Consider the following 20,858-nt stretch of genomic DNA (forward strand, 5'->3'; position numbering starts at 1 on the left):
AATTGCGGATCACTCGATATAATCCAAAACATTTACGATAAAAAAGTACGTATTTATACGTACTTTTTATAATTTGCAGTATACTTCTAAACCATTCTTTATCTCTGGTAAAATGAATAGTACTAAAACTCATAAAACAATATGTTCTTATTGCGGTGTTGGCTGCGGTATGTTGGTAGATGTTGATGCAAAAGGAACAATAAGTGTAGATGGTAATCCAGATTACCCATCTAATAAAGGTATGCTTTGTACCAAAGGACGAAATCTAAACTACGTAGCGCAAGATACAACAGATCGTATTCTGTATCCAGAAATGAAATGGAGCAGAAATCATCCTTTACAACGCGTTTCTTGGGATGCCGCCTTTGAACGTGCTGCAGCGGTTTTTAAGAGTATCATTGCCAAACATGGTCCAGATAGTGTAGGTTTTTATGTATCAGGTCAATGCTTAACAGAAGAATACTATCTAATAAACAAATTGACCAAAGGTTTTATAGGCACCAATAATATAGATACCAATTCTAGACTGTGCATGAGTTCTGCCGTAGTAGGATATAAGAAAACTTTAGGGGAAGACTCCGTTCCAATTTGTTATGAGGATATAGAATTGGCAGATTGTTTTTTAATAGCAGGGGCAAATCCGGCTTGGTGCCATCCTATCTTATATAGAAGGTTGGAAAAGCATAAAGAAGAAAATCCGAATGTAAAGATAATTGTAGTAGACCCTCGTAAAACACAGACTTGTGCAGGGGCAGATTTACATTTGCAGATTTTACCGGGTACCGATGTAATTCTATTTAATGCCATTGCGCGTAGATTAATAGATAAAAGAAAAATAGATGTTGCCTTTATTAAAAAACACACTGCAAATTTTGAAGCGTGTAAAGAAATGGCTTATACATTAACGCTCAAAGAGGCGGCTAAAAAATGTGGTATTCCAGTAGCAGATATACGTAAAGCGGCAGAGTATATTGGCAATGCCAAAAAGTTCATTAGTATGTGGACCATGGGGCTGAACCAAAGTGTTATAGGTGTTGCTAAAAATGTCTCGTTATTAAACCTATCCTTATTAACAGGTCAAATAGGTAAGCCAGGATCAGGACCATTTTCATTAACCGGTCAGCCAAATGCTATGGGCGGTAGAGAAGTTGGTGGTATGGCCAGTTTATTGGCAGCCCATAAAAACTTGGGCAATCCTAAGCATAGAAAAGAAGTGTCCGACTTTTGGGGAGGCGGAGAAATACAGGCAGAACCAGGGTATACCGCTACAGAAATGTTCGATGCCTTGGATGAAGGAAAATTAAAGGCCATATGGATTATCTGTACCAATCCTGCAGTTAGTATGCCCAATGTAAAAAAGGTAGAAAGAGCATTGAAAAAGGCAAAATTCGTGGTGGTACAAGACATATCACATAACTCGGAGACAACTAAATTTGCCGATCTTTTGCTACCTGCGGCGGGTTGGTTAGAAAAAGAAGGTACCATGACCAATTCTGAAAGAAGAATTAGTTATCTGCCAAAAGTTATAGATGCCCCTGGGGAGGCCTTGCCAGATGCAGAAATTATATGGCGTTTTGCCCAGGCAATGGGCTATAGTGGCTTTGATTATAATAACAGTAGTGAAGTTTATGACGAACATTGCTTATTGACAAAAGGTACAGATATAGATATTTCTGGGCTGTCTTATGAAAGGTTGATCAATGAAGGTAGTTTTCAATGGCCCGTACCACATAAAACACATAAGGGTACACCTAGGTTATTTACAGATCGTCAGTTCTTTACCAATGATAAAAAAGCACATTTCAATGCCCCTTCAACGCTTTATAATAAATCTGAGGAAACGGATAACGAATATCCTTTAATATTAAATTCAGGTAGGGTGCGCGATCAGTGGCATACCCGTACCAAGACCGGTAAGGTTAAAAGATTGTTGACGCATATTCCGCAACCATATTTAGAAATGAATGCAGTAGATGCCTATTTAAGAAAGATAAAAGAAGGTGATATTGCAGTGGTCAAAAGCAGACGTGGGCAGGTACAGGTGAAGGTACAGCTCAACTATGATATAAGAGAATCGGTAGTTTTTTTACCAATGCACTGGGGTAAAGTACTGAACAATGATTTTGGAAGGGCAAATAACCTGACCAACGATTTGGTAGACCCAATATCTAAAGAACCGGATTTTAAATACTGCGCGGTTGAGGTCTCCAAATTTGTCAAAGAGAAGCAGAAAGTAGTGGTCGTAGGTGCCGGTGCCGCTGCATATCGTTTCATACAATCTTACAGAGAAAAAAATACAGAAGATGAACTTCATGTGTTTTCAAAGGAAAAAGACCCTTTTTACAATAGGGTTCTGCTACCGGAATATGTTAGTGATGAACTTTCTTGGGAAGCTTTGGAAAAATTGAAGGAAGGTGAGTTGCAAAAGTTGGATGTCATTTTGCATTCCGGTATTTGTATAGACAATATCAATGCAGATGAAAAGACGATTTTAGATTCTTTGGGTAATGTGCATTCTTATGATTTGCTTATTATGGCAACGGGTAGTAGGGCATTTATCCCTAGTGATGTTCAAATAAAATTACCTGGTCGCTTTACCATGCGTGAAAGGGGCGATGCCGATAAGCTTAGAAAATACCTGGCCGAAACCGGTCTAAAGGCAAAAGATCAGAATGTGGTCATTGTAGGTGGCGGGCTTTTAGGTTTGGAGCTTGCAGCGGCATTGAAAAAGATCAACATTAACATTAGCATTATTCAAAGGGCACCGCGTTTAATGGAACGTCAATTGGATAGTGTTGCAAGTAGGCTATTGGCGGAAGATGTGATGGAGCGCGGCATAAACCTCTATTTTGATAATGAGGTAAGTACCGTTTTTGAGGATAAGGGCCAAAAACATAGTCTTTTGGTGAATCTAAAAACTGGTAGAACCATTCAATGTAATGCCATTGTGTATGCCATTGGTACTAGGCCCAATATAGAATTGGCAAAACAGACTGGGGTTCATACCCGTAGGGGAGTCGTTGTAAATTCATACTTACAAAGTAGCGACCCTTCTATTTTTGCACTCGGGGAAATAGCGGAATACAAAAATTCACTTTTCGGAATTACGTCGGCAGCTGAACAACAAGCTGATATTGCGGCAAATTTTATTCTTGGCGATTTCAGCAGTATTTACAACGGGTCTGTTTTAATGAATATTTTAAAGTTCGAAAATTTAGATCTCTGCAGCATTGGCATGGTCAACTCACCGTTAGGGGATCCATCGTATGAAGAAATTATTTTAATGGATGTCAGCAAGCGCTTCTATAAGAAATGTATCGTAAAAGATGACACGCTTAAAGGTGCCATTTTAATGGGCGATAAAAATGAATTTGCAGAATTTAAAAGGCTCATAGAAGAGGAAATTGAACTCTCTGAAAAGCGGGATGAGTTGTTGCGTGGCGCTTCTACCTCTGTTCCGTTAAAGGGTAAATTGGTCTGCTCCTGTAGTCAAGTGGGCGAGGGTAATGTTATTGATGCCATTAATGGCGGATGCTCCGAGTTCAACAAATTATGCTCAGAAACAGGTGCAGGTTTAGGCTGTGGTAGCTGTAAGCCAGAGATAAAGGAGTTATTACAAAAACAGCTGGTATTGGCTAATTAAAAATAGGACATTATGAACGATGATCTGCATAGAATATTGATCAAGGGAGGGGTTACTTCCCCGGGTGAATTAAAGGATATAATTACCATGCTAGAGTCTGCCGGACTTACAAGTGTAAATTTTGGTTCTAGACAAGATATTTTGTTTCCGTTGAAAGATGCCAAAGAAGAGCAATTGGAAAGTATTTCAAAATTCAATACTGATATCATTGCCAATAGATCATATCAGAATATTGTAAGCTCTTACGTATCTGCAGATATTTTTGACATGACCCACTGGTTAAAGGGATCTACGTATTTATATATTTTAGAAGGTTTTGATTTTTTGCCAAAACTCAAAATCAATATTACCGATCCTAAACAAAGGCTAGTCCCTATTTTTAGTGGCAATCTCAATTTTATAGCATCTGACCAAGAAGATTATTGGTATTTAAACATTAAACTTCCACACTGGAAATCATCAGCTTTTTATCCGGTTTTAATCTATAGTTGGGATATAAACTCCATTTCAAAGCAAATAGAGGAAATTCATGAAGACATTTCAGATATAGATGAGTTGTTCTTTGTAATGAACAAAAACTTGGAGACTAACAATAAAACCATGGAAAAGGAATTGAAGGTTCCTTTTCAGACTTTCCCGTACTATGAGGGTATGAACAGGTTGGGTACCGATCTTTATTGGTTGGGACTGTACTGGAGAAATAATAAATATGACCTATCGTTTTTAAAGGCATTCTGTGGTTTTTGTTTAGATAACAGTATTGGTAAAATCTGTATTACACCTTGGAAATCTTTCGTGGTAAAAGGAATTAAAAAATCAAGTAGGCCAGAACTTGAAAGGTTTTTGGGAAAAAGGGGAATTAATGTTAGGCACTCTCAGTTAGAGATGAACTGGCACGTACCAATTGATGACGGTGAAGCCCTTGAGCTTAAAAAATATTTGGTCAGAAGTTTTGATCAAAATGATATTAGTACCTACGGTCTTACTTTTGGCATAAGCAATGAAGTGGGTAAGCGTTCGCACTTTGCCTCGGTGATTATTGAAAAGAACAGTTTGCCCACCATTGTTAAAGAGTTTGAAGTTCGCCCAACGTACAATGTGCTACATTTTGAACATTTTGATCCCAATAGTCAAAAGTATATTACCTACGCCCAGGATATTGATAAAATAGAACTGCCAGGTCTGTTAATGGAGTTGAGTAAAATGTATTTTGACCAGTTAGGACGTATGGATGATGATGAAGAAAAGACTAGTGTTGAAATTGTTGAGGCAACCCAAGCGCTATATCAGTGTCAAGATTGCCTAACAGTTTATGATGCAGTTTTTGGTGATGCGTCTTATGACATTGCGGCAGGTACCAAATTTGAAGATATTGATGACACTTATGAGTGCCCAATATGTTCGGCACCAAAATCAAGATTTAAAGAAGCAATGATACAAATGAATTGATACTAACATAAGGAAAAGATGATACTAATCACTAAATCAATATGTTATAAAAATTGTAAAAGAGACAATAAATTGGTCAAATAAGTTAAAATTTTAACTTATTTCAATATAATTTTGTGGTGTAATCTAAATAAACCACCACTCATGACCAGGGTTAATGTAAATAATCAAAGTAAAGATTCAATTTTGGTAAATGCATTGAAGTTTACCATTGTAGTTGCTGCAGTTGGAATTTTGCTGTGTATAGGGCTAATGGCTTTTGGGGCTTAAACTTTTGCTATTCTAAATATTTTCATTAAGGTTGCATTACCGGTAGTTCTAGAACTCTTTCCGGTCCGTAAAATTTAAGTGCTATACCGAAAATAATGACAGATATAATCATACCTACCATAAAAACAGTATAGGTCCATCGTAAAATTCTGTACTTTCTTTCTAAAACAATACCTAAAAAATACAGATCTTTTGTCAGTGAACTGTATATGTAATCCTTATCCTTAATAAGCTCGTTCATTGCCCAGTTATATTGCTTTAATTTCATTTTGTGAAAATTACCAAAGAACAACAAGTTTACTTTTTTGCTGGTAACTTCTTCCTCTGTGAACTGCCCGGTGGTAATATTGGGTTTGGTTGCAATTATGGACATGACCATTGAGACTACGCTAAAAATAATAAAAACGAAAGTGGGATAGAACAGATAATCGTTTGAAGGATTATCTAACTTGGGCACTAGGTTTGCCAACGCCATAGAAACGATAATAGCATTTACCGAAAGTAGGATATTGGCTTTGGTATCTGCAATATCGCTTAGTTTTAAATGGTTTTGTAGCGTAACCCTATATAAGGTTTGAATACCCCTGTCCGGTAGCTCCCCTTTAAATTTTGCCTTAAGACTTTCTTTTTTAACAAGTTCTTTATGTTTCTTTTTGGCCTTTATAAGTTTTTTAATGTTCTTATCTTTTCCTTTCTGCCAATTGGCAATTGCATAATCTGTGTAAAAACGATGTTTTGATCTTAGCAGAACAATATTTTCTTCTCGCCAATCTGCAGCAGTTTTGCTTTGCTTACCTAAAAGAGAGAGTTCTTCGCGTAAAAGCTCCGTAGTGGCCATAAAGTTCTTCACATGAAAATGGGAAGAATCTGCATCACGTATTATTTTTTCTAATTCATTTTTAGGCTCATAATTCTTTTTTGTAGCCATTATTAGGCTACATACTGTTTCTGTAAAGGAATTTTGCACTTCTTCTTTGGTTAAGAAGTCTCTAGCGATCTGACAGCTGTTCTCCTCATGCTTTCCATAAGATACCAAATAACCAAGGTCATGGAACCATGCAGCTACTAAGAGTTGCTCACGTTCAGCTTCACCGACTTTTTCGCCTTCTATAAGCTCTTTGGTACTGTCTACAACACGCTGTGTATGCCTAAGATTGTGGTATAAATACCTTGGGTCAATATCATTGCTTAATTGAGCAATGGCAAATACTTCGGCTTTGGAAACTATTTTAGACATGAGTGGGCGGTATAGTAGAATACATTAGAAAAGTACGAAAATATTTTAGTTGTATTAGATTGAAAGTCCAAAGCCAACCTGAATTAAGTTACTTTCCTTAGAATTAAAGTATCCAATGTTAAACGTAAGCGCCTTTAAACTACTGATCCAAAAACCACCACCTTGTGAAGTGTGCCATACATTAGAATTTTCATTTGGCATCCAGACCCTACCATAATCGAACCCACCATACATACCAATAGTTACGGGCGATACGGCCGTTACGTAGCGTTTAAGCTTTAATTTTAAATCTGAAGACTGATAGAAATAAGATTTTCCCGTAAAGCGTTCGTCCCTAAATCCACGTAAACCGTTATTGCCGCCAATTGATGGGGTATGGTAAAAATAGACGTCGTTATAATCAAAAAGACCCTTATACTCGGCAGTAGTGCTTAAAACCAAATTACCTTTCGATTCTAATTTGTGATCGACCCCTATTTTTAAGGAGGCGTAACCAAATTTGTTGGCATTATTGTTCAAGTTCATTTTATATCCTGCGGCAAAACCAAAATAAATAGCTTTAGAAGGAAAGTCTCCTGCATCGTCACGATCATAATAACCGGTCAGTTCTGCACCAGCATAATTCTGATTTTCAAAAACGGCATCCTCCAAATTATCTGGATTAAAAAGTCGGTTTTCGTTATCTGCAACCTTAAATGATTCAAATAGACCTTTAACCCGTAGGCTATAATATGCCAAACCGGCGCTGGCCTTAAAAGTTCTGATCCTACCTCTGTAATAATCCCTGCTCAGTGCATCTTCATTGTTAATGGTTTCATTTCCAAAACCAAAGAAGTTACTAACATACCTGTCGTTTGCAAAATAAGCATCCATTTCAAAATTCCAACCCTGAAAAACACTTCCGTATATGCCAGAGTAAGAAAGTTCTGCAGCTTTGAATTTGAAATAATAATTAGCACTTACCGTATGTTGTTGTCTAAATGAGTTACCGTCAATACCTTGTTGGGTATAGGTGTTAGATGCACCTAGGAACATACCGTCATCAGTTCTAAAACCCAATGTGGGCACAAGTATATTGGTATTCGGTTTAAAATATCTAAAATGGAAAGTATTGGTTTTATAATTATCCGTCAATAAGGTTTTGGGCTGTAGATTTTCAATATTGATTTTCTCATGCTCCCAATCATATAATTTTACCTTTCTCTTGTTGGTAATAGCATATGAGTCCTTACCGTAACCACCAACAATTCTAAGTTTTGTATTTGGGTTCTCTTGGCCTTTTACAACAAATTTATCATCATCGCCCAGGCCGTATATCCAAATTTCTTTTGTAAGACTATCGTTGAATACCCTTGAATAGAAAAGTTCATTTTTCTCGTCTGTGAGAATACGTTTCACCTCTACTTTTGTATCACCGTTCTGCAGTCTGGTCATTGTAAAGATATCATCTTTTTCAGTACCGGTAACTGCCACAATTTTGTTGAGGTATTTGGCATAATCTTCGGCTGTTTGGGTTAAAGTTGCAAGGCGTTGCTTTAGATTTTTCTTGATATTTTCAGAAGTTTCATCTTGTACAGAAGCCGGCAAGCGGGTAAAGGCATTTTCAATGACCTCGTTCGTCATGCCTTTTTGAATGGCCCTAGCTTCTTCTACCCAAACCTCTGGACCATATGATGTAAGTAAGGTACGGTCCAATCTATTACCAGATAAATTCAGCCATTTTACATTATCGATATCATCATCATATGTTTCCCAATTTCTTGTATTTGGAACAAACCAATTTATGAAAGGAATTACCTTACCGTCAAATCTAGGAAAGGCATTATCACGATCTCTAGGTATGGGCATAAATTCTTTCTCTCCATCAGGACTCTCATATTCTATCCACCTCCATTGATCTTGGTGACGGTCCCAATCCCCAATTAACATATCAAAAAGTCTAGCTCTTATAAAACTCTTTTCATCTACCCAATAAGATTCATCGCTCTTTATCTTCTCTAACATATCGGTAGTGCTCTCATAATCCGTAACCTCGCCAGAATTTTCATCCATGGTTCTTCTATACCCTTTATAATGCGCTTGTTCTTCAGATGGTCGGCGTTCTATATAGTAAAGTTCATCACCATAGTTTTCGTTGTATTGTTTTAAACTGTCTTGCTTTGGCACGTAGAACAGATCGGTATCTGAATGATTGATGTCTACAGATTTTGCCAAAGGGTTAATGACCAATTGCATGTAAGGGTGGGCAGTGGTAAAGAAATCTGAAATTGCTTTTTCTGCCCAAGTATCTTGATAATCTTGGGTATTGTAGGCAATGCCCGGAAGTTTGAATTTCAAAAATTTCAACGCACTTTTCCGTAATGAACGCATGGCATATTGTTTACCGTTGGCATCTTCTAAGCGCAATGAGAACGACTGGTGCCCTCCACCTTCTTTTATTACGGATAATCCGCCATATAGCGTATCTAATTGAACAATGGGCGCTTCTACGGGTTGACCATAATACTTACGGTAGCGCTCTCCCCAAAGAAATTTATAAAAGGCACTCTTGTTATAATCTTTTGGGTCATCTAAAATTTTGGTTTCCTTATTTTTTTCTGAATTGGTAGCAAATGAACTCAACACCTTTGCTGGTTCTTTTTTTGGTAGAACATTGAATGTCTTACTTGAACTTAAGTCATTTTCTGAAATAAAGGTAACTTTAGAGCTACCGTCTTTAAAGTAATCTAATCTGGCAAAACCTCTTTCACCAAATACATACTCCCCATGATATTCTACTGATCCACCAATAGCTGTAATTCTACCGGGACTCATTTTAGCGGCACTTTTTTCACCAAGAGAACCACTTACAATTTGATGTATACCACCACCTTCTAATAACTGTAAACTTTCCTCATGACCAGAAACTAATGTAATACGGTCATTAGCTTGGGCCAAAGCACTTACTGCAATACGCAAGTAGTTATACCGTCTAGAGTTTACGTGTTCTGGATTAAATGCACCAAGGTCCATAACGGCGTTCTTAACAGTGCCTAGTAAAGGTAATGGAGTGGTATGGTCTTTCACGGTTGTTTTACCTGCATAAGTTCCATTGGTAAATACTGGGTGGTGCATGGCAATAACGATATTTTTACCTTGGCCATCACCAATATACCCTTCCAATTCTTCCATGAACCGTCTACGGGTTATAATATCAGTACACTTACTATTTATACCTTCTATTCTAGACCAGTTAGACACGAACCACTTAGAATCTACCAGAATAAGGTCTAGGTCATCATTTATAACTCTATGGTCAATTGGGCAACCGTTGTTTGGTATAACCGCCGCATTTTCTCTTTCAATATCTTTTAGGTAATTCTCTACCTTTTCAATTTTTTCTAATCTATAGCTTTTCCATTCGTTATTTCCCGGCAAAAAAATAGTCTCTCCCTTAAAATTGGCAGAGACATCAAGTTGTTTTTGGATCAAAGTACTATCTACGGACCAATTACTGGTTTCTGGCGAGATGTTATCACCGGTAAAAATTAAGGTACTGTTTAAAGAAGCATTGTCAAGCTCTTCCTTAAAACGGTTTAATAGAGCTGTATTTGGAGTAACGGATGAGTTTCCCAATCCGCCTGCTATATAGAAAGAATGGATTATATCATTGTCCTGTACCAGATTACTTTCTTGTACGTTACTTTGCTCTTTATATGTAGCGCACGATGAAAGCAATAATAGAATAATAGTAAAACTGAAGTATTTTATCGTTCTACGGGTGATAGCAATATTTTGAATAGGGCGGTCGGTCATAAATTTAATTAAATTAATTATGGGCAATAAATTGCTTTTCTAATTGGTAAAAAATATGTTTGATACAATGATTCCACCAATGAGGAGTACTAAAAAAGCGATAAGTATGGTTACCCCTAATTTTGTTTTTTTATTCTTCTGAAGGATGTATTCTTGTGTTTCTTCTTCTGGTTCTTTTACAAATTTTGTTTCTTCTGTCATAATTTTATTTTTTAATGTATACTGTTTTTTTGTTCACGAATTCTAAAATTCCTTCTCTAGAAAGTTCTCTCCCGTAACCTGATGCTTTAGTGCCACCAAAGGGTAACCTTGGGTCAGATTTAACCATGTCGTTTATGAAGAATGCCCCATCGGGTATGTTAGATATTATATTCATAGCAGCATCTATATCTTCGGTAAAGAGCATACTGCCCAAACCAAATCTAGAATTTGCTGTCATTGCAATGGCCTCTTCCCTATTCTTTACTTTAATAATTGCGGCAACAGGTCCAAAAGTTTCTTCTTTAAATACATGCATGTCTACCGTAACATCTGTTAAAATGGTAGGAGAGAAATAGGCACCGTTACGCATATTGCCTAAAACTACTTTTGCGCCCTTTTTTACAGAATCGTTTACTTGTTTTTGTAGCTCTTCTGCCAAATCTTCTCTAGCCATAACACCAATAAATGTTTCCTCTTTCATTGGATCGCCACTTTGTAAAGAATTTACCTTGGCAGTAAATTTCTCAAGAAAAGCATCATATATATCTTCACAGACTATAAAACGTTTAGCGGCAATACAGCTTTGACCGGTATTCTGCATACGTGCGGTTACCATGGTTTCCATGTGTTCTTCCAGATTTGCATCTTCCCAAACAATACAGGCGTTATTGCCCCCTAGTTCAAGTACGGATTTCTTCAAATTCTTTCCTGCGGTACCTGCAATGGATTTACCGGCTTTTTCGCTTCCCGTGAGTGTTACCGCTTTAACACCATCATCAGTAATAAGCTTTTCAATTTCTTCGTGCCCGGCTTTAAGGCTTTGAAAACATCCCTCAGGATAACCTGCATCTAAAAATAACTGTTCTATGGCCAATGAGCACCCAGTAACATTTTGTGCATGCTTTAATAACGCCGTATTACCGGCGGTCAAGGTAGGGGCGGCAAAACGGATTACCTGCCAAAATGGATAGTTCCAAGGCATTACCGCAAGTATGCAACCTAAAGGGTCGTGGCTTATAAAACTTTCATCGGCATCTGTATCAATAATTTCATCTGCCAATAAATCTTCTGCATTCAAAGCATAAAAATCACATGCCCATGCGCATTTTTCAATTTCGGAAATACCTTGAGAAAAAGGTTTGCCCATTTCTTGCGTCATTAGTGCTGCATATTCCTCTTTGCGCTCTAAAAGAAGTTCCGCAACATTGTTCAGTAATTCGCACCTGTCCTCTATTTCCAAATTTGCCCAAGAAGTTTCTACGGCCAAAGCTTTTTTCAGCTTCGCCTTAATATCGTCGTAGGTGTCTTTGGTATAAGTTTTAACAACGGAACCATTATAAGGGTTAATAATTTTATATTCTTCCATAACACAAATTTAGTTGTAAGATGGGTATTGTGTTAATTCGTTTCATTTTATTCTTAACCCGTTTAAACGATTGTTATAGTCAATATTAAAAGGTTTAGAGTTAAGTAATTATATGAATTACCATCACCTTTGTAACAGACAATAAAACACTTGTTGTCATTTAGCAAAAGAAACGTTTAACCTTAAAAATTATAACATGAATAATAGTGGAAATACATTGTTGGCAATTATTGCAGGTTCTGCCATTGGTGCGGCCTTAGGAATTCTATATGCACCTGACAAAGGGGAGAATACTAGAAGATTGATCGCAGATCAAGCAGCTGCTACAAGAGACAACTTTGCGGATAGCGCAGTTGATTTAAAAAATAGAGTAGCCTCTAAAATGACCGATGAAAAACATACGTTAGATACAAGGGTAGAGTCTTTGGTATCAGATTTAAGTTATAAGACCGAAGATGTAATCTCAACTTTAGAGAAAAAATTGGCAGAGTTAAAATCAAAAAATAAGAAACTGCAGAAAACAGTATAAATGGGAGTTATTGATTCACTTAACGAAACGTCTAACAAGGCAATTGATGTAGGAGAGGTTTACTATAAAAAAACCCAGGAATATTATAGGCTGAAAGTGTTTCAACAATTAACAATGACCACTGGTATGCTGCTTAAAATGGCAGTTATGGGTGGTCTTGCTTTTTTGGCACTAATGTTCGTAACCGTGGCAGGTGTTGTTTTTCTGGCAAATGTCATTGAAAGTATGGTAGGTGCCTGTCTAATAGCAGGGGCTTTATTTATAATGTTGTTGGTCTTAACGTACGTTTTTAGAAGTAAGATAGACAGCATACTGGTAAGAAAGTTATCGGATAAATTTTTTAATTAATAGATATGTACAAAAATTTTGAGGAGGTAGAATTCAATTTAAAACGCTTAAAATTAGAGCGTGAAATTGCATTGGAAGAACTTAAGGGGCTTAAGCAAGATGTACAAGAAGATTTGAGTCCGTATAATTGGGTGTCTACTGCTTTTTCGGCAGCCAAAAAGTTTGGTATGCTTTATTTAATGCGTAAAGTAGTTAAGTAATACTTAATTTAGCTTAAGAACTATTAGTCATAAAAAAGCACCTTAAAAAGGTGCTTCTTATTTGGTTAGGTTTCAATATTAGGTTATTATTTGGTCCAAGCATCCAACATCCAACTCACTTTTTCTATTTCTCCAATATAGCCACCGATCATATCTATGGTGCCTTCATCGCCACCTGCTTCGGCTTTCTTTATAACCTTGTTCATTTGCTTTAACAATGTTTCGTGCTGATCTAAAATGTTTTTGACCATTTCAGTATCGGCAATTAAAGAAGAGGTTTCTTTAATGGAAGACATTTCAAAATATTTTGAAAACTCGCTTGTTGGGTTGTGTCTTAATGTAAGGATACGTTCTGCAATTTCATCGATTTTTATTCTTGCATCGGTATATAGCTCTTCAAACTTAATATGAAGGTCAAAGAAGTTTTTTCCAGATACGTTCCAGTGGTATCCCCTCAAGTTTTGATAGTATAAATTGTAGTCTGCCAACAGAATGTTCAGTTCATCTACTATTGGCTTTATATCTTTTGATTTTATATCTAAATAGCTCATAAAATTTGTTTAATTATTTACTTCAAAAGTATAAAATAACCAGCATTAACGTTGACTCAGAAATCTTTATAATGAACGTTTTAACTGTTATTTAAGAGAAGCTTTATTATTCGCTTACCAAGGGCTTAAGGTTTATGTAAGAGTAGTTTATTTTACCAACATGATCATACTCTGTAGCGTTTTGTTTTAGAGAACCCCAATCGAATTGATCGTTCAGGTTGTTCTCTTTATAGTAATTGGTTAAACCTTCTGTCAGTAAAAGATACTCGCTTAACTGTATTTTATTTTTCAATAGTTTATGGGCAATGATAAGGTCTTCGCCAAAAAGCTTAATACTATTGCCAACTTTTGTAAGAGCAATTTCTTTACCATAATGTAGAATAATTTTTAGGCCAAGAATATCTGGTATAGAAGCGGCATCCTCATTTTTTCTGTACTTTTTTCTAAGGGCATCCAGCTCTTTATAAAATTCCGTATAAAAAATTCTACATTGGTCTATAAGATTTTCCAAGCTTGGCATTTCTCCGGTTTTAAAAAAGAGAACGGCATCTCCTTCTATTTCAGAAACTTTAAGTCCTATTTTATTGGTATAGATAATTTGGTTTAGAAGGGCAGGAATGATTTTTGAACTCAGTTCAAAATCTGTTTCGCTCATAAACTCGGTAAATCCGCTTATGTCTGGTATACATATTAACATAGGTTCTCCTTTCATAAGCATTGTATTTTATGGTGGTAAGGTATATAACTTCTCATAGTTAAAAGAATCCGTTTCGTAAAAATTATATCGCAATCGGTCTTGTACTATTTAAATTACATGCTAAATAAATAGGTTTTTAGGTTACAAAAGGGTTGAATAGAACACCAAATCAGCCACTTGATTCCTTATTTTTGTTTCAATTTGCATAGAAAAGGATAAACAAAAGTGTTTGGTCCGCGTAAATGCCTACTTAAAAAAACATAATAGATGAACTATTCAGAACTACTGGCGAGCGAACCACATGATGTTGCTGAGCACATGCACTTAAAATATGTAAATAGAGAGGCGTTATCTATTCTGCGAATCAAGGAAAAAGATAAATTTTTGTATGTACTAAAGGATAAGCCGCTCAGTAAAAAATCTGAATTGGACAGGATCAAAAAGTTGGTAATCCCGCCTGCGTGGCAAGAAGTAAAAATTGCGCCTATTGCCAATGCACATTTGCAAGCGGTAGGTTATGATCTAAAACATAGACTACAATACCGCTATCACGAGTTGTGGTTAAGGGTAAGAAACCGAACTAAGTTTTTGAGAATGCACCACTTTGGGGAAGCGCTACCTGATATTCGTAAAAAAGTAGATGCACATTTAGAATTGGACGGGTGGCCAAAAGAAAAAGTTTTGGCATTAATTGTTAGACTAATGGAAGAAACCCATATCCGTATCGGTAATAGACAATATGCAAAAAGAAATAAAACGTATGGGCTATCTACCTTAAGAACCCGTCACCTAAAGACCAGTAAGAACAAACTAAAGTTTGAATTTACCGGCAAAAAAGGTAAAAAGCATAACATTACCTTGAACAATAAAAGACTTAGAAAACTTGTTTTGCAATGCGAAGAAATACCAGGGTGGGATCTTTTTCAATTTTTTGATGAAGACGGTACCAAAACTGGCGTTGATAGCGGTATGGTCAATGAATATTTACAAGAAATAAGCGGAGACCTTTTTACTGCAAAAGATTTTAGAACATGGTCAGGCACACTTATTTTTTTTGAATCACTTTTAGAAAATGAAGCTACCACTGATGAAGGTGTAATTAAAAAGAATATTATAAAAGCTTTTGATGATACGGCCAAAGCGCTGGGCAATACTAGAAATGTATGCAAGAAATATTACGTACACCCATACATAGTAAGTAAATATGAAAGAAACGAGTTACAGAAAGCTTTTAGAAAAGTAGAAACTACGAAGGCTACCGAATACCAAACCGCTGCAGAGAAGGTATTGATCAATTTAATAGCAGATTTTAATCCGCTACAAAGTTTGTCCCAAAAGAAATAGAGGTTTTAGATTTAATCTGCCCGTTCTACTTCACTTTCACTTTTTAAAACATAATCACCATCATCTTGTTTAATGTATAGTGCCTTATCGTCATCGCTACCATTTCTGGTTACTTCATTACCCTTGATCGTTTTTGTCGTTTTTGAAGTGTATGTTTCTTCAACTTTACCTTCGGCAGTTCCATTGCCCCAAGACCATTTTACGGTTGTACCTTTTCTAATCATAATTTATTTAATTTTTGTTTGTGCTTTCCATCACTTCTAGTGTTTGGAGAACAAGTGATGGAAATATCTAAACGACAAGCACAAACGTGAGAACTGAATTGTTACCCAAAGTTCCAAAATTTTACGATTTATTGTGTAAGATGACCACTATATTTTTAATGCTATTCACTTGATTATTAACCCAATTCAAAGGAGTTAATGCTACTTCTTTTCAAGATAAAAAGTACCGTAAATCAACTATATATTTGACAACAAAACAATACAGATGTTAGAATTGATTACAGGTATTTTAATAATGATCGCTCTAGGCTATGTAGGCTTTATAGTACAGGATTACTTAGTAGAAAGTACATTGAACGATTTAGTTGAAGACGAAGAAGATTCAATATTTGAAATTGATATGGAGCATGTTGTCATGTATTCAAACCGATCTAACGCAAAAGATGTTAGTGAACTAAAGAAAAAATTACAAGATTTTAAGAACAGGAATAAATTTTATAAGATGTAATTGTGATTGACATCTTTAAATAAAAATCACATCATTAAAATTATAAAACATGAGTACATATACAGAAGAAGTAGGAAACAAATTGAACGAACTTTTAGAGAAAACGTATGATGCCGAAAAAGGATTTAAGAAGGCGGCAGAAAATACTGAGCATACACAGTTAAAAGCTTTCTTTGAAACAAAGGCAAAGCAGCGTTATGATTTTGGACACGAGTTAAAATCCGAAATTAAGACATTTGGCCAAGAGATAGATAAAGGTGATAGCATAACCGGTAAAGCCCATAGAGCTTGGATGGATGTAAAAGCATTATTTTCATTAGATAGTGCAGAAGCAATGTTAGAGGAAGCAATTAGAGGTGAGAAAGCTGCTATAGAAGAGTATGATGACGTATTGGAAGATACTTCGTTACCATCTACCACCGCAACCGTTTTAAGAAGTCAAAAAGAGGCTATTAAGAACGGACTTTCAAATATTAAGATGTTAGAAGATATTAGATAAATTCATTTTTGGTGAATTGGTGAAGAGGCTTTAATTAGCCTCTTTTTTTATGCTTTTTTTTAAAAGCACATACCTTTTATCTAGAATAAAGAGCTCTTTTTTAATGCGTTATATTTTTTTGTTTCTGCAATAAGAGAGCTATAGCTATTTGCCGAACTTTAAAATAAAAAGCACAAGATTTATATGTATTTTAAAATATCTAATACAGCAAAATTGAAGGAGATAGAGCAAGATGTAAATGCATTGTTTAAATACCCGGATCTATACACACCGCAAGTAGTAATTAGTGGCTTAACAGAGGTTTCTATACCTATTGTAACCATGAACGAGCCCAATATCGTTAATTTGGCCATATGGGGTTTGTTGCCCGGTAACTTTAATGAAGATTGGGAGCTTTTTCAAAAGCTGACCAATACCCTGACCATTTCCGCGCATAAATTGGACGCCGATATTTGGTACCATGAATCCTTTATGAAAAGTAGATGTATAATTCCGGTAACCGGTTTTTTTACATCGGTATTAAAAAACGGAGAAATCTATCCGTATCATATTAGTGGCAAAGAAGGTGGAATTCTGTACTTAGCCGGTATTTATACCATTTTGGATGATGGTTTTATTACGTGCTCTATATTGACCGGACCACTGGAAAGAGAAGTGGTAAATTATCAAAATCTGGTAGATTATATGCCGGTTATTATAGACCGAAATGATAAATGTGATTGGTTTTCTGGCGATACCAGTGTTGAAAGGACAAAAGAAATAATGCAACCTCCACACCAGACAGACTTAAAGATACGTCCCATAGCCAGGAACTTGTTCAATAATGATATTTCTTATGATAGCATGCTCATGCCATATGAATACCCGGAAAACTAAGGTAACGAAGAATTCTTGTTTTTTAAATGTTTTCTATATTCCGTTGGTAGAATGCCATAGGCCTCAAAGAATATCTTAGAAAAGTAACTTCTACTTTTTATACCAATGGCATATACAATTTCAGAAACCGACATGTCAGAGTTTTTAAGATAGTCTTTTGATATTTCTAACTTCAATTGTCTAACGTACTCGTTTACTGTTTTAGAATATAGAATTTTAAAGCCCAGTTGTAATTTTTTAGGACTTAGGCCAGACGCTGAACTTAAGGTAGAGATGGGTATGTTATCTGAAATATGCTCTAATATATAAGTAGTGAGCTTGTGGATTTTAAGAATATCTTCTTTAGAAATTACCTCGGGTATATTCATATTTTCTTCAAAATTTTTATGTTCCAACAATTGCATAGCTAGAATTAGATAAAGTCTACCTTCTAAAGAAAGAGACCTTAACATTCCGTTAGTCGTATCAACATTGTTAAGTAATTTTATTTCATCTGCAATTCTTAAGCTATAATTGCCAACATGTTTAAAAGTAGTTTCACCTTCACTATCGGTAAACAATGAAATTAAAAACTGGTTTAAGCGAGAAATGTTATTATTTTTTTTAAGTAAATACGCTTTTCTATCTATTCTGATAAAGCTGATTTTTAAGCTTTTATCCTTCGGAAACAGGAAGGTTTTTTTCCCATTTCGCTTGTGCGCTATTATAGTATTTTGAAATTGTTCTATCCTGGTGTCATCTTCCATATTATTTGCGCTATATATGAAATAGCCTTCGCTAATGAATATAAATTCTATTGGCGATAAATCTTTGGATATAAAAATTAATTTAGCTTCCTCTGCAAGCATTATGTTACAATCAAATAGAGAAACTCCCCGATCAAATGCTATAGTTCTCAAGGAACCTTTGCCTATTTTATTGTTAAAGGTTAATACACGTTCTCCATGGACCTCTAGTAATTCTCCTTGTATACAAGTTTGTATTTGGGATAAAATTTCATCGGACCTTAAAGTATTTATGATTAACTCCTTCATTGTTTTATTTTAAGCACATTGGTAATTGTGCATTACAAATGAACAGGAAAATAGAGGAGTTCATTAGCATTTTTGAAATGTTAATTGACACAAATGCGTATCTGGTAGATGAGTTAATTTTTATTCTTTTACAACTAAGTAATACCTAGTAATAGTACCATATTTGCAGAGTAAGGTATTGGTTGTCATATAATTAATAAATACCATGATAAACCTTGCTGTTAAAGAATATTAACCTAATTATTAAAATCACATATTATGAAAAAGTCATTATTGATGTTTGTTTTTGCATTGGCAACACTGAGCATTGCTACAAGCTGTAGAGAAGAAAAAACTACAGGAGAGAAAATTGAAGAAGGAATGGACGATGTTGGAGATGAAATTGAAGACGGAGCCGATGAAGTTGAAGATGCCGTAGAAGATGCTACTGATGACAACTAAATTATAATATTGCTATGAAAATATAAGCCAGGTAGTTCAACTACCTGGCTTATTTGATTTTAAACTCTTTTTCAATCTTTTTCGCCGTTTCCCGTTAATACACTTAACAACCCATCTTGTAGATTGATCCATAAATAATTGAAAAATGATTTATGTCTTACTCTTTCTGCAGTTATGGCACCATATCTATACCCATCTTCATCTGCGTTTGATCCATCGTTTATAAAAAGGTTACCAATAAATGAAAGAACCTTTTTAACTCCGTTTCTTTCTTTGTTCAGCAATTGAAATTTAAAATCTTCGTAACGCATCTTTATATCACCGGTAGAAGAATATTCGTCTCCAGAAATGGTAAAGTACAATTGATCAATGGTGCCCGTAGTTTGGGTTCTAAGGTTGGGTATAAGAAAATCATTTAAGCTGGCGGCATTGAAATTTGATAGTCCACCAGAAATTAGAAAAGAGCTTCTTGGGTCGAACACATCAAATTGCCAATTAAGATGAAACTTACCTTCGCCCATAAGATCGGCGTTCAGTTTTATTTTTAATGGGTTTTCATTTTCAATATTAGAAAGATTGGTAATGGCTATATCTAAATCTTCAAAACTTAAAGCACCGGCAGGTACATTATTTGGTATATTTTCTTCATACACAATAATCCCGTTTTTTATGAAAACGGAGTCAATAGCGACTTTAAAGGGCAGTTTTTGTAATACTTTGCCATAAAGTGGCTTGTTTTCAATATTATCCAGTCTAGATTTATCCCTATAAATTTCTAGTTTTGGCTGTGAAAGTAAGAGTTCTTTAAAGTTTACTTGAAGAGAATCATTACTGATCATATAATTATGGTCTACAACCTTAATTGATGGAATAGATAAGTTTACATGATCTCTCTCGTACTTGATTTTTTTGCTCAGTTCAAACTTAGAGTATATGGTTGCAAGAGCAATGTCATTAATATCAATAATTGAATTATTGACTACCATTGATTTCATTTTCAATCTTTCATAATCACCTAAAGGAGCTATTAAATTTAGGATTTCAATGTTATAGGTGTCAAAATTAAAGGGAACATATCTTTTAATGACATCTGGATCTGTAGCTACTTGTTTTAGGGAAAGATTTATTTCATCAACAGCAATTAATTGCACCTCTTCCGTGGCGTCCCAAATTTCTATACGGCCAGAATCAAATATAATTTCTTCAACTAATATTTCTTTTAAGAGGTTTATGGGGTTGCTTTTGTTCGCAACAACATTATCGGTATCGGTAGGGCAGGTTTTAAAATTTAGATGTGGTTTGGCTAGCGTAAGATTTTTGATAAATATAGATTTCTGAAATAGAATTTTCCAATAGTCAAAACCCTTTATAGTCAGCACATCTGCATCTATCTTTATTTCACATGAAGAAGTCTGTTTACCTAAGCTAACAACCGTAATATCCTTAAACGTAATATTGCCTTTTATAAGATTAATGGTCAAGGCATTATATGAAAAATCTATATGGTCCGGTACCTTTTTCTCTAAAAAGCTTACCACTTCTTTTTTCATTTTCCATTCGGCAAGCATGTAGCCGCCAACGAAAAAAATAAGTAAGAGAACAAGCCATTTTAGAAATTTAGACATAAGGTAGTAGTTAAAAAGTAA

General features: G+C 35.4%; 20 protein-coding genes. 11 read left to right on the forward strand and 9 right to left on the reverse strand.

Going from position 1 to position 20,858, the window contains the following annotated elements; translation table 11 throughout:
- Positions 1-112: 112 nt before the first annotated feature.
- From QZ657_RS14445 to QZ657_RS14455, 3 genes are all read left to right on the forward strand, one after another.
- Positions 113-3,643, forward strand: coding sequence for a nitrate reductase (locus QZ657_RS14445; protein ID WP_291967803.1), 3,531 nt, complete (start codon positions 113-115; stop codon positions 3,641-3,643).
- Between the two features lie 12 nt (positions 3,644-3,655).
- Positions 3,656-5,092, forward strand: a complete 1,437-nt coding sequence (locus tag QZ657_RS14450) for a rubredoxin (RefSeq protein WP_291967805.1) — start codon at positions 3,656-3,658, stop codon at positions 5,090-5,092.
- Positions 5,093-5,236: 144 nt separating this feature from the next.
- A complete protein-coding gene (locus QZ657_RS14455) occupies positions 5,237-5,362 on the forward strand; it encodes a hypothetical protein (protein ID WP_276470651.1) in 126 nt (41 codons plus the stop codon).
- Positions 5,363-5,387: 25 nt separating this feature from the next.
- Here the strand turns inward: QZ657_RS14455 and QZ657_RS14460 are convergent, their stop codons facing one another.
- Genes QZ657_RS14460 through QZ657_RS14475 form a run of 4 tightly spaced genes read right to left on the reverse strand, consistent with a single transcriptional unit; the run spans position 5,388 to position 11,961 of the window.
- Positions 5,388-6,599: a Pycsar system effector family protein gene (locus QZ657_RS14460; protein ID WP_291967807.1), complete on the reverse strand. Its 1,212-nt coding sequence runs from the start codon at positions 6,597-6,599 to the stop codon at positions 5,388-5,390.
- Between the two features lie 54 nt (positions 6,600-6,653).
- Positions 6,654-10,394, reverse strand: a complete 3,741-nt coding sequence (locus QZ657_RS14465; protein ID WP_291967809.1) for a hypothetical protein — start codon at positions 10,392-10,394, stop codon at positions 6,654-6,656.
- Positions 10,395-10,433: 39 nt separating this feature from the next.
- On the reverse strand, positions 10,434-10,595 hold the full coding sequence (locus QZ657_RS14470) for a hypothetical protein (protein WP_291967810.1): 162 nt from the start codon (positions 10,593-10,595) through the stop codon (positions 10,434-10,436).
- Positions 10,596-10,599: 4 nt separating this feature from the next.
- A complete protein-coding gene (locus QZ657_RS14475; RefSeq protein ID WP_291967813.1) occupies positions 10,600-11,961 on the reverse strand; it encodes an NAD-dependent succinate-semialdehyde dehydrogenase in 1,362 nt (453 codons plus the stop codon).
- A gap of 196 nt (positions 11,962-12,157) precedes the next feature.
- Between QZ657_RS14475 and QZ657_RS14480 the strand changes: the two genes are divergently transcribed.
- Genes QZ657_RS14480 through QZ657_RS14490 form a run of 3 tightly spaced genes read left to right on the forward strand, consistent with a single transcriptional unit; the run spans position 12,158 to position 13,038 of the window.
- Positions 12,158-12,490 (forward strand): YtxH domain-containing protein, encoded by a 333-nt coding sequence (locus QZ657_RS14480; protein ID WP_276470656.1) that lies wholly within the window; start codon positions 12,158-12,160, stop codon positions 12,488-12,490.
- The gene (locus tag QZ657_RS14485; protein ID WP_291967815.1) at positions 12,491-12,838 is read left to right on the forward strand and encodes a hypothetical protein; all 348 of its coding nucleotides are present in this window, start codon (positions 12,491-12,493) and stop codon (positions 12,836-12,838) included. It abuts the gene before it with no gap.
- A gap of 5 nt (positions 12,839-12,843) precedes the next feature.
- Positions 12,844-13,038 carry a hypothetical protein gene (locus QZ657_RS14490; protein WP_276470658.1) on the forward strand — a complete coding sequence of 65 codons (195 nt, stop codon included), beginning with the start codon at positions 12,844-12,846 and terminating at the stop codon, positions 13,036-13,038.
- An 86-nt stretch (positions 13,039-13,124) separates the two neighbouring features.
- Here the strand turns inward: QZ657_RS14490 and QZ657_RS14495 are convergent, their stop codons facing one another.
- Positions 13,125-13,589, reverse strand: a complete 465-nt coding sequence (locus tag QZ657_RS14495) for a Dps family protein (protein ID WP_291962719.1) — start codon at positions 13,587-13,589, stop codon at positions 13,125-13,127.
- Positions 13,590-13,695: 106 nt separating this feature from the next.
- Positions 13,696-14,301: a DUF2652 domain-containing protein gene (locus tag QZ657_RS14500; protein WP_276470660.1), complete on the reverse strand. Its 606-nt coding sequence runs from the start codon at positions 14,299-14,301 to the stop codon at positions 13,696-13,698.
- 252 nt (positions 14,302-14,553) lie between these two features.
- On the opposite strand from QZ657_RS14500, the gene QZ657_RS14505 reads away from it, so the two are divergent.
- Positions 14,554-15,630 (forward strand): DNA topoisomerase IB, encoded by a 1,077-nt coding sequence (locus QZ657_RS14505; RefSeq protein ID WP_291967816.1) that lies wholly within the window; start codon positions 14,554-14,556, stop codon positions 15,628-15,630.
- 11 nt (positions 15,631-15,641) lie between these two features.
- On the opposite strand, the gene QZ657_RS14510 is transcribed toward QZ657_RS14505, so the two are convergent.
- Positions 15,642-15,854 carry a DUF2945 domain-containing protein gene (locus tag QZ657_RS14510; RefSeq protein ID WP_276470662.1) on the reverse strand — a complete coding sequence of 71 codons (213 nt, stop codon included), beginning with the start codon at positions 15,852-15,854 and terminating at the stop codon, positions 15,642-15,644.
- Positions 15,855-16,119: 265 nt separating this feature from the next.
- Between QZ657_RS14510 and QZ657_RS14515 the strand changes: the two genes are divergently transcribed.
- From QZ657_RS14515 to QZ657_RS14525, 3 genes are all read left to right on the forward strand, one after another.
- A complete protein-coding gene (locus QZ657_RS14515; RefSeq protein ID WP_291961364.1) occupies positions 16,120-16,362 on the forward strand; it encodes a hypothetical protein in 243 nt (80 codons plus the stop codon).
- A 49-nt stretch (positions 16,363-16,411) separates the two neighbouring features.
- On the forward strand, positions 16,412-16,861 hold the full coding sequence (locus QZ657_RS14520; RefSeq protein WP_291961365.1) for a ferritin-like domain-containing protein: 450 nt from the start codon (positions 16,412-16,414) through the stop codon (positions 16,859-16,861).
- Positions 16,862-17,044: 183 nt separating this feature from the next.
- A complete protein-coding gene (locus QZ657_RS14525; RefSeq protein ID WP_291967817.1) occupies positions 17,045-17,737 on the forward strand; it encodes an SOS response-associated peptidase family protein in 693 nt (230 codons plus the stop codon).
- Here QZ657_RS14525 and QZ657_RS14530 read toward each other — a convergent pair.
- Positions 17,734-18,771: a helix-turn-helix domain-containing protein gene (locus tag QZ657_RS14530; RefSeq protein ID WP_291967818.1), complete on the reverse strand. Its 1,038-nt coding sequence runs from the start codon at positions 18,769-18,771 to the stop codon at positions 17,734-17,736. The genes QZ657_RS14525 and QZ657_RS14530 overlap by 4 nt on opposite strands.
- A gap of 258 nt (positions 18,772-19,029) precedes the next feature.
- On the opposite strand from QZ657_RS14530, the gene QZ657_RS14535 reads away from it, so the two are divergent.
- The gene (locus QZ657_RS14535; protein WP_276470667.1) at positions 19,030-19,212 is read left to right on the forward strand and encodes a hypothetical protein; all 183 of its coding nucleotides are present in this window, start codon (positions 19,030-19,032) and stop codon (positions 19,210-19,212) included.
- Between the two features lie 71 nt (positions 19,213-19,283).
- On the opposite strand, the gene QZ657_RS14540 is transcribed toward QZ657_RS14535, so the two are convergent.
- On the reverse strand, positions 19,284-20,837 hold the full coding sequence (locus QZ657_RS14540; protein ID WP_291967819.1) for a hypothetical protein: 1,554 nt from the start codon (positions 20,835-20,837) through the stop codon (positions 19,284-19,286).
- Positions 20,838-20,858: the final 21 nt, after the last annotated feature.

This window comes from Maribacter sp., assembly GCA_020629415.1.
Taxonomy (GTDB): Bacteria; Bacteroidota; Bacteroidia; order Flavobacteriales; family Flavobacteriaceae; genus Maribacter; species Maribacter huludaoensis.

Coding starts and splice junctions, on each gene's coding strand:
- QZ657_RS14495 (WP_291962719.1), bottom strand. CDS start 13,589: ATGAGCTATTTAGATATAAAATCAAAAGATATAAAGCCAATAGTAGAT.
- QZ657_RS14510 (WP_276470662.1), bottom strand. CDS start 15,854: ATGATTAGAAAAGGTACAACCGTAAAATGGTCTTGGGGCAATGGAACT.
- QZ657_RS14475 (WP_291967813.1), bottom strand. CDS start 11,961: ATGGAAGAATATAAAATTATTAACCCTTATAATGGTTCCGTTGTTAAA.
- QZ657_RS14450 (WP_291967805.1), top strand. CDS start 3,656: ATGAACGATGATCTGCATAGAATATTGATCAAGGGAGGGGTTACTTCC.
- QZ657_RS14480 (WP_276470656.1), top strand. CDS start 12,158: ATGAATAATAGTGGAAATACATTGTTGGCAATTATTGCAGGTTCTGCC.
- QZ657_RS14470 (WP_291967810.1), bottom strand. CDS start 10,595: ATGACAGAAGAAACAAAATTTGTAAAAGAACCAGAAGAAGAAACACAA.
- QZ657_RS14520 (WP_291961365.1), top strand. CDS start 16,412: ATGAGTACATATACAGAAGAAGTAGGAAACAAATTGAACGAACTTTTA.
- QZ657_RS14525 (WP_291967817.1), top strand. CDS start 17,045: ATGTATTTTAAAATATCTAATACAGCAAAATTGAAGGAGATAGAGCAA.
- QZ657_RS14515 (WP_291961364.1), top strand. CDS start 16,120: ATGTTAGAATTGATTACAGGTATTTTAATAATGATCGCTCTAGGCTAT.
- QZ657_RS14490 (WP_276470658.1), top strand. CDS start 12,844: ATGTACAAAAATTTTGAGGAGGTAGAATTCAATTTAAAACGCTTAAAA.
- QZ657_RS14530 (WP_291967818.1), bottom strand. CDS start 18,771: ATGAAGGAGTTAATCATAAATACTTTAAGGTCCGATGAAATTTTATCC.
- QZ657_RS14460 (WP_291967807.1), bottom strand. CDS start 6,599: ATGTCTAAAATAGTTTCCAAAGCCGAAGTATTTGCCATTGCTCAATTA.
- QZ657_RS14455 (WP_276470651.1), top strand. CDS start 5,237: ATGACCAGGGTTAATGTAAATAATCAAAGTAAAGATTCAATTTTGGTA.
- QZ657_RS14540 (WP_291967819.1), bottom strand. CDS start 20,837: ATGTCTAAATTTCTAAAATGGCTTGTTCTCTTACTTATTTTTTTCGTT.
- QZ657_RS14500 (WP_276470660.1), bottom strand. CDS start 14,301: ATGAAAGGAGAACCTATGTTAATATGTATACCAGACATAAGCGGATTT.
- QZ657_RS14485 (WP_291967815.1), top strand. CDS start 12,491: ATGGGAGTTATTGATTCACTTAACGAAACGTCTAACAAGGCAATTGAT.
- QZ657_RS14445 (WP_291967803.1), top strand. CDS start 113: ATGAATAGTACTAAAACTCATAAAACAATATGTTCTTATTGCGGTGTT.
- QZ657_RS14465 (WP_291967809.1), bottom strand. CDS start 10,394: ATGACCGACCGCCCTATTCAAAATATTGCTATCACCCGTAGAACGATA.
- QZ657_RS14505 (WP_291967816.1), top strand. CDS start 14,554: ATGAACTATTCAGAACTACTGGCGAGCGAACCACATGATGTTGCTGAG.
- QZ657_RS14535 (WP_276470667.1), top strand. CDS start 19,030: ATGAAAAAGTCATTATTGATGTTTGTTTTTGCATTGGCAACACTGAGC.